The following is a 16,801-nucleotide window of genomic DNA, read 5'->3' as shown; positions in this document are numbered from 1 at the left end:
TCTTGTAAGGCCAGTTCGCCACCTTGTTCGTAAAGTTCCTTGAACCTGTAGAAACTATCACGGGAATAGCCCATCACTTTACAGGCCTGTGATACGTTACCTAAATGCTCGGCAAGCTCCAATATGCCCATCTTGTTTTTGATGATCTTTGCTTGGATTGTCATAATGCTAATCTCTATTACGTGCGTTAATTAATCGTAACTGTCAGATTAAATTGTGACTATCTCAGTTTTTTATCCGGATTATCATTGTGAAATTTGTATTGTACCGTCAAGTAACGAGTGGTGGCAACGACCAGGCCCCGGCGAAGGCAAATGCAGGGACGTGAAATTCACGGCCCTGCATTTGCCTTCGCCGGAAACATCCGGGACTTTAATTCTTGAAGGCTACTTTATGAATATTTCTATCATGTATGACACTGCCAAACCCTGAAATTTTAGTAAAAGTTTTACGGCAAGCGTTAGGGCTTGTTTTGGGGTATCAATTATCACTGTCTGGCAAATAACCTATTCTTTTTCTGTCTACGGGTTGTACCTTTTTTTCGATAAGTTCATCCAGATATCCATATACCAACTCGAGGCTTTTATCCTGGCTGATCAACTTGCTTTTAATTTGTTCAATTTCCAACCGAAGTTCTGTATTATCAAGATACATATTTCTTATCCGGTTGAATATTCGCATAACCTGAATGTTGACCTGGATGGCTTGTTTGCTGTTCAATACGCTTGAAAGCATCAATACTCCATGCTCGGTAAAAACATAGGGGTGTTTTCGTCGCCCTCCACGTTTTGATGTCGCAATTTGCGATATCAAATTTTCAAATTCGGATTCATTCAATCTAAACATAAAATCATCCGGGAACCTGTCCATGTTTCTGGTTACCTGTTCATTCAGACGTCGTGTTTCTACACCATAAAGTTCCGCGAGGTCGCTATCCAGCATTACTTTCTGATTCCTGATATAATAAATTTTAGTCATGATGATATCATCAGATACTGATTTTGTATTATTCATGTATGTGTTGGTTATAAATGTGATGATCAACCATATAGCCATAATTGGCTATATGGTTGTCGAATAGAGTGTCTTTTAATAAATCTGCCTTAGCTTAGACATGTCCTGCGCCACTTTCATATCAAGTATTTTAGCGTAGTGCTGCGTTGTTTTGATATTGGTATGGCCAAGCATCTTAGACACACTTTCGATAGAAACACCATTTGCGAGCGTTACATTCGTTGCGAAAGTATGGCGCGCTATGTGGTAAGTCAATTCCTTGTTGATGCCGCAGGCATCAGCTATTTCCTTCAGATAGCTATTCATCTTTTGATTGCTTAACACAGGAAGCAATAAACCATCATTCACACATTGAGGGTGGTCTTCATATTTTGCCATAAGTTCCATTGCTTGTGGCAATAAAGGAATTCTTGAAGAAGTATCTGTTTTCTGACGACTTGTGTAAACCCATTTTTGCCCGTCTATTCCGGTTACTATTTCTGAACGTTTTAATTTCTTCACATCTGCATAAGCTAAGCCGGTGTAGCAACTGAAAAGAAAAATATCCCTCACCTGTGATACACGGTCGCTAACAAGGTGCTTATTTGCCATTACTTCCAGTTCTTCAGCGTTTAAGAAGTCACGTTTAACCTCTTTAACTTTGGGTTTATAATTGACAAATGGATCTTTATCAAGCCAACCGTTTGCAATACAGATCAGAATGATCTTTTTAAAGTTTTTCAGATACTTAACGGTTGAGTTATTGTTGCAACTCTTTTCCGAACGCAAATAAAAATCGTAAGATATGATAAACTCATGGTCGATTGCCCGAATCTCAATATCGGTGGAGTTAAACTTCCATTTCAGGAAGGACTGTGTATGTTTCAAACTTGTTTCGTACCGGTCTAGCGTACCCTTTGCATATTCTTTGCCAATCAGCGCAGCAACCTGACGGTTATGTTCCTGGAATATTGTCACCAGCATTTTTCCGGGCGAGGTTTTTCCGCCGAGGAGTCTGTCTTTTAAGTTGGAAGCAGTGATTAGCAATTTACGCTCTATCATATCCCGGTGAACATCGAACACCTGATGTTCTAATGTTTTCAAATAAGCATTGACGCTTTTTGTATCCTCATTGTTCCCGGTTAACTTTTGGCCGTTTGTATTCCACTTGGCGGGATTGACGTAGCGTTTAGAGGAGATTTCGATGCGTACGCCATCAACAGTTATATGCAGGTAAACGGGGGTGAGGCCTTCGGCATTTGTTTTTGATCTCTTTACGTAAAAGAGGAGGTTAAAAGATTTGTTCATCGCTGAAGCTTTTAAGTGAATAAAATTAGTTACATATCCTCCTGTAATCAAGATGTTTAAATGTTAAACAGGCTCAATAACAGTGACTTATAAGCGTTCCGGTGACCTGCGGTTTTACCGTATCAAAGGTCACCTACAGGTCACCGGAACAAAGCGATTTATTAGTTTATTTTGGTGTGGGCTAAAAGCAAAAAGCGCCGTAAATGATTTATTTACAGCGCTTTTGATCCTGATTGAATAATACTTTGCGGAGAGTTAGGGATTCGAACCCCAGGAACCTTTCACAGTTCAACAGTTTTCAAGACTGCCGCAATCGACCACTCTGCCAACTCTCCGGGGACAAAAGTACAAATCCGCGACGAATTGCCAAATTTGATTTTGACTTTTTTTGATTTATTTAAATAATGGATATAAATTATTGATTAACAGAAAATTAATTTTTTATTTCTGCCGATTTTCTGCTCCGAAAGGTATTGAAACGGGGTTTAACAATGCGAATTGTACGCTTGGAAAGCTCTACCGAAGCGTTTAATTCGAAGCCGATGATCAGAATTAATGAGTTTATATACATCCAGATCATCACCACAATCAGTGTACCTATCGAGCCGTAAACCTTATTGTACGATGAAAAATTGTTGATGTAATAAGAGAACCCCAGGGAGGTTAATACAGCAAGCGCCGTAGCCAGTATTGATCCCGGGTTTACAAAATTCCACTTCTTTTTATGGGCAGGGGCGTAACGGTATAAACAGCCTATGCTCACAAAAATAATCACCACTATAATGATCCATCTGAACAGCATGACCGGGTAAACCCAAAAATGATTTTCGGTTGCCACATGCGATTTTATAAATGATATAATTGATTGGCCAAGAATCAGTATCGCTATAGCCAGGAACAATGCGAAGCTGATAGCTACCGTAATTGCTGTGGCTACCAGCCGCCGCTTTAACCAGCTCCGCTTATCCTCAATTAACGACGATTTATTGAACGCCTTCATGAGGTTAATAACGCCGTTGGTGGCAAAGTACAAAGTAGATAGGAAACCGAAGGATAGTAACTTACCGTTTTGGTTGCTCACAATGTCATACAGCGTATCCCTGAAAGCCATATAAGCGTTTGTTGGCATTACCGAAGCCAGCACACTCATCAGGTTGCCCTTAAAATGCTTTATAGGCACGTAGGGGATCAGGGTAAACAAAAATATTGTTGCCGGAAAAATGGCCAGCATAAAGCTGTATGCCAACGCGTAAGCCCGGTTAATGAGCGAGTTGTTGGTGATCTCTTTTATAAAAAAGTCGATAACCGTATACAGCGGCAGGGGCCTGAACCCTGGAATAATAACAGACTTCGTCCACTCGATGATATACCTGTAGAAACTAAACCGGAGCAAAAAACGGTGCAGCCATTTCATTTACACCAAATTTACTCAAAAAAAGGCTTTAGTTTATCCATAAAATCCTGCGGGGCCAGGCAGGGGCGGTTAGTTTTCATGTTGATAAAAACCAATAAGGTTTCGCCGATATTAATCAGTTCGCCTTTGGGGTTGCTTAACTCGTACCTGAAATGGATGCGGATACCGGGCAGCTTATCCATGATCACCTTGATACTGATCTCCTCATCGTATAAAGCGGGCTTAAGATATTTGCAATTCATCTCAAGCACAGGCATCATAACGCCCGATTCTTCCATGCCTTTATAGGTTAAGCCCAGGCTACGCAGCATCTCTACACGGCCAACTTCATAAAACTCGGCATAATTGCCGTAATACATGTAACCCATCTGGTCGGTTTCGCCGTAGCGCACCCGTATTTTGGTGGTGTGCTCAAACATTATCTAAGGATATTACGCTCATTAAGCGCCTGCTGAAATTTGTGCGCGTTAACCAGGTGATCGGCAACGTTGGTGGCAAAGGCGTGGTAACCCGAAAAATCAGCTTTGGCACACATGTATAAATAATCGTTTTTTTGATAGTTTAACACGGCCTTTACAGCATTAACCGAGGGCATCATGATAGGGCCGGGAGGCAAACCTGTATGAAGGTAAGTATTGTATGGCGAATTGTACGACAAGTAACGGTTAAGTACGCGTTTAATTGTAAAATCGTTCAGCGCGAAAATCACGGTTGGGTCGGCATCTAACTTCATTCCCTTTTTTAGGCGGTTTAAATACAAGCCTGCAACAGCGGGCATTTCATCATCATGTAAAGCCTCGGCATCCACAATCGAGGCTAAAACAGATACCTCCTGGGGTGTTAAATTAAGATCGGCAGCTTGTTTTTTACGCTCGGGTGTCCAGAAATTCTGGTAATGATCGTACATCCGTTTAAAAAATTTCTCGGGCGAGGTATTCCAGTACATCTGGTACGAATCGGGCATAAACATCACGTACACATTATCCTTAGTAAAACCATATTTGCTCACAAAGCTTGCCGAATCGAGCAGGCGGATAATGGCTATCGAATCGGGTTCGATCTTTTTAGATATAAAGCCTGCAAATTGCTCTTTCAGCCGCAAGCCGTGAAATTCAACTTTAACGGGCTCCTGTGTGCCCGATGCCAGCATGTTAATGAGTTTCCTGTTTCCCTGGCCCTCGTGCAAGCGGTATTTACCGGGCTTTACACGGTTAACATAGTTCATATTGCGGGCAGCCCAGCTAAATGAAGCGGTATCTTTTACAATACCTTCGGTTTGGATGGTTTTAAAAACATCATTAAACGTGGCGCCGGTATGTATATACAGGTATTGCTGTTTGCCTGTAACATTGGGGCCAAAATACTTCATGTAATAATTAAAGCCGGTAAAGCCTAATAATACAACTATAACTATTACAAATGCAATAATGAATTTTTTAAACATGCCTGATCCTTGTTTTTTCCCGGTCATGGTGATATTGAATGGTAGTATTTTTATTTAAATTTCTGAAGTGCTATAAGTCCACCCTGTAAATTTCGCACGTTTGTATAGCCGTGTTGCTTTAGCAGGCCCTGCGCTGTTTCGCTTCGTAAGCCAACTTTGCAAATAACGATTATCTCATCCGTTTTGTTGTACGGTAATCCGTTAAGCGCGGCCTCCAATTTTGATAACGGGATATTGATGCCCCCTATATTATAGGTATGGTATTCAATAACCTCCCGTACATCAATCAGGTTAAGCGGCTCGTTGCTGTTTAGCCTTAGGGTTAACTCCTCCGCTTTAATTTGCTGGTGGGGCTGCATCTGTTTTAGTGCCTTGTGAAACGGTGAGGTTAATGCGGGTGCCGATACTTGTTTTGCTCAGCGAATCGGTTTTCATTGGGTATTGTGATACCACTACAACATTGGTCGAATCGGTAATTGATCCCTGGTAGGTGATAATGCCTACGGTTAAACCTGCGCCTTTAATGGCAAACCGTGCGGCGTCAAGGTCTAAGTTAACCAACTCCGGTATTTCAACTTCGGCGGCGCCAGCGCCATCGCCCAAAACAAGATCAACGCGCGATCCTTTAGGTATTTTGGTTCCGGCTTTAATCACCTGGCCGCCATAGCGCACTTCCAGGATCCGGTCGCGGGCAATATCCGATCGGTAAGACGTATCGCCAACTTTTAAGCCATAGTTTGATATCGTGGCAATGGCCTCGCGGTAATTGCTCTGTTCCAGGTCGGGCAGGGCAACATCAGGGGCTTGCAGGGTTACCATAGTCAGGTAAATTACGCGGTTTTCCTTTACGTTGGTTCCGGCATCCGGGTCCTGCTCAACAATGGTTCCGGGCGCAACATCCTGCACAAAAACCGAATCTATTTTATAGTCAAAACCCTGCTCTTTTAAAATGGCCATGGCCTTATCAATACTCAGGCCTTTTAATTTAGGCACCGGGATGCCCGAGCCATGCCGGGTATAATAACCCAAACTAAAAAATGCGATTAAAACAACAGCTATTACCGAAACAATAGCCATGATCAAGTTATTTCTGAAAGATTTTGTTTTTAAGTAAGCGCCAAATTTGCTCATCGGTATTGTAAGGTGTTACCTTTAATTAAGTATCAAACATATGAATTATTTTGCATATCAGGCGTTCGTTATGTAGGATTTCGGATTTGGGATTTCGGAGTTTTAAGGGAGAATTTTGATTTTTACTGGTGCTTGCTGTGATATTTATTCTAATTTCGAAACATGAAGTAACTGTTTCGGAGCCATATACTGAAATCCGAAATCGAACATCCCAAATCCGAAATAAAAAAATATGTCGATCAAAAATATCGCCCTTTTGGCCGGAGGTTTTACCGGCGAATACGAAGTATCAGTAAACAGCGCTAAAAACATAGCGGCTAATCTGGCCAACAACATCAACTATAAGGTTTATACCATTTTTATAAATAAAGACAGGTGGTTTTTCGAGGCCGATGATACCACTGTTGATGTAGATAAAAACGATTTTAGCATCACCCTTAACCAGGAAAAAATAAAGTTTGATTTTGCTTTTATCACCATTCATGGCACACCCGGCGAGGACGGCAAAATGCAGGGGTATTTTGATATGTTAGGCATCCCGTACAATACCTGCGATGCCGCCACATCAGCCATTACCATGAACAAGGCTTATACCAAAGCCATTGTAAACGGCATCCATAACCTGCATACCGCGCATTCCATGCGTTTGTTTGAGCGTGATGTGCATGATATCGCCACTATAGCGGCTAACCTGAAGTTTCCGTTGTTTATCAAACCCAATAACGGCGGCAGCAGCGTAGGGATGAGTAAGGTTCAAAACATTGCCGGATTACCTGAAGCGCTGAACAAGGCTTTTCACGAAGATGCACAGGTTTTGGTAGAAGAATTTATTAAAGGCCGCGAATTTAGTATCGGTATAGTCCGCCTGCAGGGTAAAATAAAAGTGCTGCCCGCCACCGAAATCATTACCTCGAAAGATTTTTTTGATTATGAAGCCAAATACACGGACGGCGTAACCAAAGAAGTTACCCCTGCAGATCTGCCAGCCGAAAAGGTTGAGGAAATAAATGAAATAGTGACCGAAGTTTATACCCGCCTTAATTGTAAAGGGATGACCAGGGTTGATTTCATTTTGCAGGAAAACACCAACGACTTTTATTTTATTGAGATCAATACAACGCCGGGTCAATCGGCTGCAAGCTTGATTCCGCAGCAGGTTCGCGCTGCTGGTATGGATGTAGGCGAGTTTTATAGCGCGCTGATTGAGGGAGCGGCACTTTAATAACGGATTGTCTGAATCAGAATTTACAGAATTGACTAATTAACAGAATGTTGCCTGGAGCCACATTCGTTTAGCAAGTAATTCCTGATCAATTTTTATTCTGAAAATTCATGAATTCTGTAAATTCTGATTCCGACAGAAACAAAACAGCGCTTTCGATATCCTATTCACAATGCTGCAATTTATAAACTTTACCAAACGCTACGGCTCATATCCCGCCTTAAAAGTTGATGACCTAAAACTTGATAAGGGCATTTATTGGATAAAGGGTGTAAACGGATCGGGTAAAAGCACCCTGCTTAAATCGATAGCAGGGATATTGGCTTTTGATGGCGATATTTTGTTGGATAGTGAAATCAGCATGAAAAAACAACCTGTACACTACCGAAAGCTGGTGAACTTTGCCGAAGCCGAACCCTTGTTTCCTGAGTTTTTAACCGGTACCGAAATGATAGCGCTTTTTGCCGACGCCAAGGATGCCCCGAAAGGGCAGGAGCAGGCTTACCTTAAAAGTATGAACATGCAGAGTTTTGTTGATAGGCCTATTGGTACTTACAGTAGCGGCATGCTCAAAAAACTGTCGCTGTTGCTGGCGTTTTTAGGCAACCCCAGGTTGATTCTGCTTGATGAGCCGCTCATTACCATTGATACCGCTTCGCTGGCTGTTTTGAACACCTGGATCAGGGAGCGGTATGAGCAGCAGGGCATCGGCTTTCTGCTGTCGTCGCACCAAATGCTGGAAGGCGACAGCTTGCCGCTTACAGGCGGGTTACTGGTTGAGGAGCAAACTTTAAAGTTTATCGGCTAATGCAATCATTAACCAATGTATTAGTGAAAATATTTGCAAACGGGTTTTTCCGGGTACATGCCGGGATATTGTTGTTTATATTTTTGGCAATGGTTGGTATAGTGCCGCCGCAGTATCTTATTGGTTATCATAAGGCTTTAATGCTGGCTATGGGCAGCAACCCCTTTATGATGGTGTTGGTTTTTGTTGGATGGTTAATTTACATTATTAAAAGCTGGCATTATGTATCGGGCCAGGTCACCGTTGTTGCGCAACATTTTTTATTTTACAGCAGCAATGCCTTCACCAAACAAAAGCAACTCAAAAGCTGGATGATCACCCAGGCCTTTATATTATCGCCAATTATTATTTACGGTTTAATAGCAGCAGGCTTGGGCTTTGCTAATCATTATTATGCTTTGCCGCTTTGTATCCTGTTGTACCTCGTGGCTTCTGTATATGTGAGCGCCGTAATCTATACCCGGCAAATAAACCGGTTAATTGATGGCAGCAAGCAGTCGCTACTGTTGCGGTTAAGCAGTAAATTGCGCAAACCATATTTCAGCCTGTATATTTACTATATTTTTGATGCACGCAAAGTACCTTATCTAATCACCAAGGCGCTTTCGTGGTTAATTATAACTGGCGTTTTCTGGGTTTTCGCCGATGTGAAAAACGATGTGCGCGTAGCCGGGATTGCCATATTAGCCGTAATTACAGCGCATATAATATTGGTATTTGATGAGCGGAAGTTTGAAGCAACCAGGCTTTCGTTAGCGCGCAACTTGCCTTATAGTTTGATAAGGTTATTTACAAATTTTGCGACCGTTTACTTCTTTTTACTGATCCCGGAAACGGTTTGGTTGTTCAGCCGGTTCAGTTCATTAATGGCTTTTGAATTATTATTGCTCGGCCTGAGCATCATAATGCTGTTCCATTGCCTGCTTTACCGTTTAGGCCTCAATATGGATCAATACCTGCAATGGGTGTTAGGGCTGTTTATTGTGTTATTCTGGGTAATTATGTTTAAGCTATTATGGTTGCTGGCTCCTGTTAACCTGGTAGTAGCTTACGGGCTGCTGTATAAAAACTACCGGAACCACGATCCGCATGATTTGAAGGTTTCCTGACACCGAAAAATCAACCAGTTCCTAAATCAAACCAGCAACGTTATTAAATAGTATACTGCACAATAATATCTTCCGGTACTTCTGCGCCCCTGCCGGTGGCCATATCAATCATCACATAATCAAACCAGCCATCACAACATATTTTTTTGGTGGCTTTGTTGGTGATAATGAACTTTACCCGGCAGCCTTTATCGTCAATGCTTTCGATGCCTGTTTTTACGATGAAGTAATCGCCCATGGTTAAGGCGCGCTTATAATCAACATGGGCGGTACGTACTACCCAGCCAAAGCCGCGCTCCATAAACTTTTCCATAGCCATGCCGTAGCAGCGTTCCATCTGGTCATACCGTGCAGCCAGTACATAGTCAAAATATTTGCTGTTGTGCACGTGCTGAAACATATCAATATCGTCCGGGCGTACGCGAAATTCACTTTCGAAGGTAGAGTATTGGGCAGGTGTATCCATAAGGCAAATATAAGGCCTGGAACTTAACCCATTTATAAAAAAGCATAGCCATAAGCCCGTTGCTTTAAAAATAGGTTGGACGGCAGTATCAGTATGAACCCATAAAAAAAGCGGACGATCTCTTAACCATCCGCCTCTTTTGACGTTATCACATTTACTGTACTTATTTCCACCATTTAAGCGGAAACGTGATCTTGTCGACAGATCCCACCACCATATCAGGTTTAAAGGCATAGTGACTTAATTGGTCGCTGGTTGAAATGCCTGATAAAACCAGTATGGTTTTGTAGCCCATCTGCACACCGCCTTGTATATCGGTTTCCATGGTATCGCCAATAACGGTGGTCTCGGCGGTTTCCAGCCCTAAAAACTTCCTGGCCGAGCGCATCATTACCGGGCTTGGCTTGCCGGTTACAAAGGCCTTGCGGCCGGTAGCCTCTTCAATCATGGCGGTTGTGGCTGCAATGCCCAGGTTATTCCAGCCGGGTTTTTTTGGTGATGGGTCGCGGTTGGTAGTGATAAATTTGGCGCCTGCCAGTATCATGTCAACAGCGCGCTGAACCATCTCTAAGGTAAAGTTCCTGCCTTCTCCCAATACCACAAACTCCGGGTCTGAGTCAACCAGCGTAATACCGTTTTCGTGCAGGCTGGTAAGCAGGCCACCTTCGCCTAAAACAAAGGCGGTGCCGTTGGGGCTTTGATCGCCCAGGAACTTTCCGGTAGCCATGGCGCTGGTGTAAACATGTTTGGTTTCTACAGTTATGCCCAGCCTTTTAAGCTTCCGCACCACCTCAAGGGCAGTACGCTGGCTGTTGTTAGTCATAAACGTAAACGGAATGTCACTGTCTATCAGGTTTTTGATGAATTTATCCGCGCCGAAAATTAATTCTTCGCCGCTGTAAATAACGCCATCCATATCAATTAAAAGGCCTTGTTTCATAAATGCATGTATTGAGATTTCTAATTTTTATACCTATTACTGGTGTGAATGTACTAACAATGCTGAGTTTTATTGATAAAAGTGAAATTATTAACACAGGCTTAATGCCGCCAATACTGCTTCTGTTAAAGCCGCTCAGGCATTAAACCGTTCTGTATCCATCAAACATCATCAAAATAAAAACCGGGCGAATAACCGCCCGGCTCTTTAGATAATTTTGACTTAAACGTTACGATCCTGAGCCATTATCTGTTTTAACCTCTAAACTTGCGCGTACTGCTGCCGGTAAACTTGACAGCAGTGTATAGCCGGTTGCAGTTTCAATACTTTTTACGGTGGTGATGTATTTTGTCCAGTCGCTATTAATAGAGTTAATATTAGGCGTGTCCACCGCTATAACTCTTGTAGCTGCTGTAACCCTCGCAATATCGCCATCACCTTTCGGGATGATCAGGGCTACCTTCCATACATTGCTCGGCACATTGATATGTCCGTTATTTATAGTGCTTGCGGCGCCGTTTGATCCGGTACCACCGGTACCGTAGCTGCCCATAATAATGTAAACCTCGTAACCGGCAACAACCTGTTCGCGAAGATAATTTTCCAGGTTAGCCCAGGTTTGCTGGTTGTTTTGCGGGGCCTGCGGTATCATATTGGTCATCAGGAAAGTTGCCGAATTAGCGTCGGTCGAACTTGTACGATCTGCCGAAGGGCAGTTATGGCCACGGTCAAACCCACTGCCCGAGTAGCTGTTGCTTTCAACCTGGTACCAGCCCGTAGGCAAGCCGCTCCAGCCTGCAAAGTTATCCAGCCTGCCGGTAGCTCCTGTGGTATTGGTATTGTCTAAATGCCAGCTAACCCAGTTAGGTTCGCCTTTGGTGGCGTTATATGATTCTACATAATATTTCTGATCAATTAAGTAATTGTCTTTTGAAGCCAAGGTAGCCAACGCGTTTGATGGATTGCCGAACAACAGGTTGCTGTTATCGCCGCTTGCAGGAGGTGCGTCGGCACCGGCCGTAACATCGCGGGGGGTGCCGACACTGCCGGAACCGCCGCCGGTATCACCATCGCCGCCGGTATCTGGCGTACCCACGGTAATACCCGGATCGCCGGTGCCTTTAAAGGTTATGTCATCAATATTGATGCGGGTTGTACCTGCTTTTTTTATTTGAAACCTTACTTTTCCGGTTACGCTCACTTTAAATGAATCGGTAACAAGCGTGGTATTGGTCTCGCTGATATCGGACCCTACCTGTGCATACGTTGCACCCTGGTCGGTCGACATTAATAGCTGCCAGGTTGATGTCGCATCGCTTCCGTATTTTCCGTGCTTGATATAAAGAGTGGTAATACCTTTAATGTCAAAATTCATGGAGATGCTGCCGGTACGTATGCGCACAGCCTTGCTGCCATCTTTCAGGTCGGCGGCAAGGTTACCTATCAATGCATCATTAAAATTCCAGCTGCCGGTGCTCAGGGTGATATCTGCAGCCGCGTAACCGGTTTTGGTGCCGTTTTCAAAATCTTCGGTAATGCTGTAAGGAACCGGGGCCGGGGGAGTGGTTACCGTAGTATCGCCCGTTTTTGGTGGTGTAGGGTTGTTTTTAAGATCTTTTGAGCAACCGGCAAACGTTAAGGTGATGCCGAGTGCAATAAGTAGATTGTTGATTTTCATCATCTCTTTGCTTTTTATGACAGATTATACATAGCACAGCCAGTGCATTTATGCTGCGAAATTTTTTTAACCGGAAAGATTTAGGGAAGAAATAAACCACCGCCCGGCCATTCAGGCGGGCGGTGGTTTATAGATTAATTATTAGCAACGGCGAAATTTGTTCCGTCGTAAATGTAGGTTTTGCTTGTATTTGATGTTTTACCAAAGCTGTAAACAGTATAGGTAACCACAAATTTTTGATTTGGAAGCGCGGTAGCTTTAAATTTAGCCGTCAATACGGCTATCATTGCCGCATCAATATCGGTAGGGCTCCAATAAGTAGCATCTGTAGCGGCGCTGATATTAAAGTCGGGATATTTGGCTACGTTATCCCTTGCCGCTTGTGTACCCGCGGTAGTTTGTGTGCCTATATAAACATAATCTGCAGCTGTAAGCGTATAGTTAACGGTGCTGCTTACCACCCATTTACCGCCTGCGCGCTCGAACGACAGGCTCCTTGGCGTTGCGCCGGTTACCCAGTTGCTTCCGTCAAAAGCAAAGGCCCTTACTTTTTGATAATCTGTAGTGCCTTCGTAGTAGTTAAAACTCACGTACAACACATCGCCAACTTTAGCGGTTGCCGAAACCGCAAGGTCTGCTTTTAACAATGAATTGATATACGCGTTGATGTTATCCTTATCACCTGCAACAAATTCATTGTGATTAGAACGGCCGATTGAAGCGTATTGTGCAGGCGACAACAGGTATATTTGCTGCCACGCGTTATTAAGGTATAAATAACCAAAGGTTTGCACCGATACGGTACCCGCGTAATAGTTAAATGTTAACACTGCATGTTGATTGGCTACCGGCGATGAGGTTTTTGGCCCGTATGGCAACCATGATAATATTTGTGCCGCGCTAAAGTCGGCGTATTTGTTGCCCGGTAGCAGCAGGTAATCGGCATTGGTAAGCGTGTAAGCCACATGGCTGTAAAGGCTATCGGCAACTTTTACTGTTGGCGTGCCTACCGTGTAAGTTATAGCAGCCGTTGATCCGTCGTCAACCCGTGGATACTCGGCCGAAAGTATGGCCGGAATACCCTGTTTGGCGTCATCATCTGATTGAAATGCGTGATTTTTATAGCCGTAGGTTGAGGTATCAAGCTTTCCGTAATCAGTAGCATTTAAGGTTTGCGTTAAGCTTGCCTTATGTACCGGTTGTGTGTTGGGAATTACCGGCTGTTTTTGGCACGCCGTAAAAGCCAGGGCCAATAACGTTAATGGATAATATATCTTTTTCATTGTTGGTCGGGTTTTAAAATTTAACTTTTATGCTGGTTGTAAATGTTCTGCCTAAACCGTAATAAACGTTAACAGCAGCCGGTGTGCCTATGGCATTTTGATCAAAGGCATCCGATATAAACTTGGTGTTCAACAGGTTGTTCACGTTACCAATCAGGTATGAATCCAGCCCCGCGATTTTAAATTTAAACACACCGTTCAAGTCCCAAACCGAATAGTTTGGTATTTTGTAAGGTGTTAAACCCGGCTTGGTGATGTTTGAGAAAACAAAGTTGGAATAGTAGTTAGCGATGTAGTTGTAATTAGTGCCTAACCTCAGGGCTGGTAATACATCAATATCCAAACGCATACCGGCGGTTGTTTGCCCGGCATCACCAACTTTTAATCCCTTCAGGTAAACTTTGTTAACGGTGGCCACAACCTGCTGGTTGCTGTTAAATACAGTTGCCGGGCCTGCATCTTTGGTATAATGCCAATCGCCGTATGAAACCATACCGCCAAGGGTTACTTCTTTTACCGGTTTGTAACTCAATTCCAGTTCGGCGCCCTGGTGTAATTCGCTCACGCCCGAAATGTTTACGCTGTACAACTGGTTGGTTTTGGTATCGCCATAGGAGTTGGAAAAGGATTCATCGGCATAGTTTGAGCGGTATAAATTCAGTTTAGCGCTGAAGTTTGAAATTTTGTAGCCATAGCCCAATTCGTAGCTGAACAGTTTTTCGGTAACTGTACCGTGGTTTACATTATTGGTAAACTTTTGGAAAACGTTATCAAAATAAGGCGGTTTGGTAATATAGCCAACGTTGGCGAAAACGTTCATCTGATCATTGATGTTATAATTCGCGCCGCCTTTGGCCTGGTAGGTAAAGAAAGTTTGATAAGGGCTGCTTTGGTTAGGATCGCTGTTCAGGTAGTTGAATAAATCCACACGTTTATCAGCAGTTCCTGAACCTGATAAAGTAACAAATGCCGAGAAATTGTTTTTTACATATTCGGCCTGCATAAAAGCGCCGCCCGATTGCACGTAGTCTTTGTTATAGTAAGCTATTTTATCGCCTACTACAGCACGCTTGTTAGGATTGTTGATATCGCCGGATGCGCTGCCTACAGCGGTAGTTCCTGTATAAGGGTTGTAAACATAATCGGCGCCTAATAAGTCGGTCACTTCTTCGTAATGGGTACCTTTGTACGATCTTAAATCAATACCGCCCGAAAAATCAATATCGTTACCGATGCGTGTGCGGTAGGTACTTCTTACGCCATACCAGGTATGATCATTATGAGCCGAATAGAAATAAGTGCTGGCCGAGCCATCAGGATTGGCCGCGTTACTTTTTTCAACGGCGGTAAAATCAAAAGGTGAGTAAAAATTACTTACCCTAACCGGGTTGGTAACGGTGCCGCCTATTGAACCGCCGCCGCCTGTGCCATAAGTTGCGTATAATACGGTGGAGAGGCTCGATTTTTCGCTGATGGTCCAATCGTGGTTTAATGAAAATACAGGCTTGCTGAAGGTGTTATTATATGGGTTGATCTGTTTGCCGTCCTTAACGCCCAGATAATAGTTCCAGCGGATATCCTGCGGGGCATTCTGGTACTCGGCAATTGAGCGTTGCGGCCGTTGCCCGTGGCTTTGGGTAGCGCCCATTACCGAGAACGACAAGGTTTGGCTCGGGCTTAATACTTTCGACAGGTTGAAGAAGTAGTTATAACCCAGATAGTTCAAACCGTCGGCAAAACCATCACCTTTGTTACGGCTTCCCTGGAAGGTCATGGCCCAGCCTTTATCATTCAGACCGGTTGATACCAGCACCGCCGTTTTTTGCAGGTTATCGCTACCATATGATTGAGCGATATAGCCGCCTTTTTCCATATCGGTATTGCGGGTAGTGATGTTGATGGTACCGCCGAAAGATGGAACGATAATTTTGGAAGCGCCTAAACCGCGCTGAATTTGAACCGAAGTGGTAACATCGGTAAGCCCCGACCAGTTAGACCAGAAAATGGATCCATTTTCCATGTCATTTACCGGTATACCGTTAATGGTTAAAGCCACGTTACCCTTTTTTGATCCGCTGGAGAAACCACGGATGCTGATACGCGAATCGCCGTAACCACCGCCCTGCGCGGTTGCCATTACACCCGGAGTGCCCTGTAGTAACTGGGGGATATCCCTGGTGCCGATTTTCTCTTCAATAAACTGCTGGTTAATGGTAGTAGCAGCGATAGGGGTTCTGCGATCAACGGCAACATCACCTGTAACAACAACCTCTTTCATGGAGTTAGCGCCTGGTTGCATGCTTATTATGCCGAGGTCGCTTGTACCGGTAAGTGTTACTTCCTTGGTGATGTAACCGATATACGAAATCACCAACACTGTGCCTTGCTCTGTACCAACATTAAGTTTAAAGGTGCCGTTTAAGCCGGTGGTAGTGGCCCTGGTGCTGCCTTTTAAACCAATTGACGCGCCGATCAGCGGCTCGCCGGTGGCGGCATCAACAACTTTACCAGTATATACCGATGCGGGTACGCCGGTTATGTTTTGTGCCGCCTGCACGTTTTTTTCTTTCACCACAATGGTATGCCCAACAATGGCGAATGTAACAGGCTGATCTTTAAATACTTTTTCAAGTACTTTAGCTAAAGGCTGGTTCTTTACGTTTAACGATACTTTGTTGCTGCCTGCGAGCAGTTCGGTTTGCATAAAAATGTCATACCCGCTTTGCTGTTCAATTTTGTTCAGCACCGTTTGCAGACTGCTGTTTTTTTCGCTGAGGGTGATGTTCTGGCTGAAACTTTTGGCGCTGATATGCAGGCACACTGCAAATAAAAGGGCTGTAACAAGTTTAATGCGCATAATAAATTTCCTTTTGATATCCGGATTCAGCCGGATACGTTTGGTAGCGTTTTTAATTTTATTTACTGCGCCAACATGACATAGGGGCACAGAAAATGCGGAAAAATCCATATTTTTGTTTGGGTTGATTAGTTTAAAAAGTATTAGT

17 protein-coding genes and 1 tRNA gene are annotated in these 16,801 nt (G+C 43.6%); 4 read left to right on the top strand and 14 right to left on the bottom strand.

Annotated features, from left to right (window positions below; translation table 11 throughout):
* Positions 1-164: helix-turn-helix domain-containing protein (locus tag LX99_RS24700; RefSeq protein ID WP_146203217.1), on the bottom strand; the 164-nt coding region annotated here is incomplete at its 3' end.
* A 52-nt stretch (positions 165-216) separates the two neighbouring features.
* Between LX99_RS24700 and LX99_RS25435 the strand changes: the two genes are divergently transcribed.
* On the top strand, positions 217-432 hold the full coding sequence (locus LX99_RS25435; protein ID WP_146203216.1) for a hypothetical protein: 216 nt from the start codon (positions 217-219) through the stop codon (positions 430-432).
* Positions 433-480: 48 nt separating this feature from the next.
* Here LX99_RS25435 and LX99_RS24695 read toward each other — a convergent pair whose 3' ends face one another.
* From LX99_RS24695 to LX99_RS24660, 8 genes are all read right to left on the bottom strand, one after another.
* Positions 481-1,014, bottom strand: a complete 534-nt coding sequence (locus tag LX99_RS24695) for an ORF6N domain-containing protein (protein WP_109610911.1) — start codon at positions 1,012-1,014, stop codon at positions 481-483.
* Between the two features lie 75 nt (positions 1,015-1,089).
* Positions 1,090-2,352, bottom strand: coding sequence for a site-specific integrase (locus tag LX99_RS24690; RefSeq protein WP_342769439.1), 1,263 nt, complete (start codon positions 2,350-2,352; stop codon positions 1,090-1,092).
* 197 nt (positions 2,353-2,549) lie between these two features.
* A tRNA-Ser gene (locus LX99_RS24685) sits at positions 2,550-2,636 on the bottom strand.
* 98 nt (positions 2,637-2,734) lie between these two features.
* On the bottom strand, positions 2,735-3,715 hold the full coding sequence (locus tag LX99_RS24680) for a YihY/virulence factor BrkB family protein (RefSeq protein ID WP_109610907.1): 981 nt from the start codon (positions 3,713-3,715) through the stop codon (positions 2,735-2,737).
* An 11-nt stretch (positions 3,716-3,726) separates the two neighbouring features.
* Positions 3,727-4,134, bottom strand: a complete 408-nt coding sequence (locus tag LX99_RS24675) for an acyl-CoA thioesterase (protein WP_022833619.1) — start codon at positions 4,132-4,134, stop codon at positions 3,727-3,729.
* Positions 4,134-5,186: an endolytic transglycosylase MltG gene (gene mltG, locus LX99_RS24670; protein ID WP_109610904.1), complete on the bottom strand. Its 1,053-nt coding sequence runs from the start codon at positions 5,184-5,186 to the stop codon at positions 4,134-4,136. Before mltG ends, LX99_RS24675 begins: the two co-directional genes overlap by 1 nt.
* 23 nt (positions 5,187-5,209) lie before the next feature.
* Complete coding sequence (locus tag LX99_RS24665) at positions 5,210-5,518, bottom strand: rhodanese-like domain-containing protein (protein ID WP_109610902.1); 309 nt, start codon at positions 5,516-5,518, stop codon at positions 5,210-5,212.
* Positions 5,496-6,290 (bottom strand): PASTA domain-containing protein, encoded by a 795-nt coding sequence (locus LX99_RS24660; protein ID WP_109610900.1) that lies wholly within the window; start codon positions 6,288-6,290, stop codon positions 5,496-5,498. Before LX99_RS24660 ends, LX99_RS24665 begins: the two co-directional genes overlap by 23 nt.
* A gap of 232 nt (positions 6,291-6,522) precedes the next feature.
* Here LX99_RS24660 and LX99_RS24655 point away from each other — a divergent pair, with 232 nt between their 5' ends.
* The 3 genes from LX99_RS24655 to LX99_RS24645 all read left to right on the top strand — a co-directional run bounded on the left by LX99_RS24655 (position 6,523) and on the right by LX99_RS24645 (position 9,429).
* Positions 6,523-7,512 carry a D-alanine--D-alanine ligase gene (locus LX99_RS24655; RefSeq protein WP_022830585.1) on the top strand — a complete coding sequence of 330 codons (990 nt, stop codon included), beginning with the start codon at positions 6,523-6,525 and terminating at the stop codon, positions 7,510-7,512.
* Between the two features lie 172 nt (positions 7,513-7,684).
* Positions 7,685-8,320: an ABC transporter ATP-binding protein gene (locus tag LX99_RS24650; RefSeq protein WP_109610898.1), complete on the top strand. Its 636-nt coding sequence runs from the start codon at positions 7,685-7,687 to the stop codon at positions 8,318-8,320.
* Complete coding sequence (locus tag LX99_RS24645) at positions 8,320-9,429, top strand: hypothetical protein (protein ID WP_109610895.1); 1,110 nt, start codon at positions 8,320-8,322, stop codon at positions 9,427-9,429. The genes LX99_RS24650 and LX99_RS24645 overlap by 1 nt, the downstream gene beginning before the upstream one ends.
* 43 nt (positions 9,430-9,472) lie before the next feature.
* Here LX99_RS24645 and LX99_RS24640 read toward each other — a convergent pair whose 3' ends face one another.
* From LX99_RS24640 to LX99_RS24620, 5 genes are all read right to left on the bottom strand, one after another.
* On the bottom strand, positions 9,473-9,895 hold the full coding sequence (locus LX99_RS24640; protein WP_109610893.1) for an acyl-CoA thioesterase: 423 nt from the start codon (positions 9,893-9,895) through the stop codon (positions 9,473-9,475).
* Between the two features lie 163 nt (positions 9,896-10,058).
* A complete protein-coding gene (locus tag LX99_RS24635) occupies positions 10,059-10,835 on the bottom strand; it encodes an HAD-IIA family hydrolase (protein ID WP_109610891.1) in 777 nt (258 codons plus the stop codon).
* 229 nt (positions 10,836-11,064) lie between these two features.
* Positions 11,065-12,516: a DNA/RNA non-specific endonuclease gene (locus tag LX99_RS24630; RefSeq protein WP_245928008.1), complete on the bottom strand. Its 1,452-nt coding sequence runs from the start codon at positions 12,514-12,516 to the stop codon at positions 11,065-11,067.
* 131 nt (positions 12,517-12,647) lie between these two features.
* Complete coding sequence (locus LX99_RS24625) at positions 12,648-13,796, bottom strand: hypothetical protein (protein ID WP_109610885.1); 1,149 nt, start codon at positions 13,794-13,796, stop codon at positions 12,648-12,650.
* A gap of 13 nt (positions 13,797-13,809) precedes the next feature.
* On the bottom strand, positions 13,810-16,653 hold the full coding sequence (locus tag LX99_RS24620) for a TonB-dependent receptor domain-containing protein (RefSeq protein ID WP_170122793.1): 2,844 nt from the start codon (positions 16,651-16,653) through the stop codon (positions 13,810-13,812).
* Positions 16,654-16,801: the final 148 nt, after the last annotated feature.

The organism is Mucilaginibacter oryzae (genome assembly GCF_003148845.1).
Taxonomy (GTDB): Bacteria; Bacteroidota; Bacteroidia; order Sphingobacteriales; family Sphingobacteriaceae; genus Mucilaginibacter; species Mucilaginibacter oryzae.
This window is presented reverse-complemented; position numbering and strand designations above follow the sequence as displayed.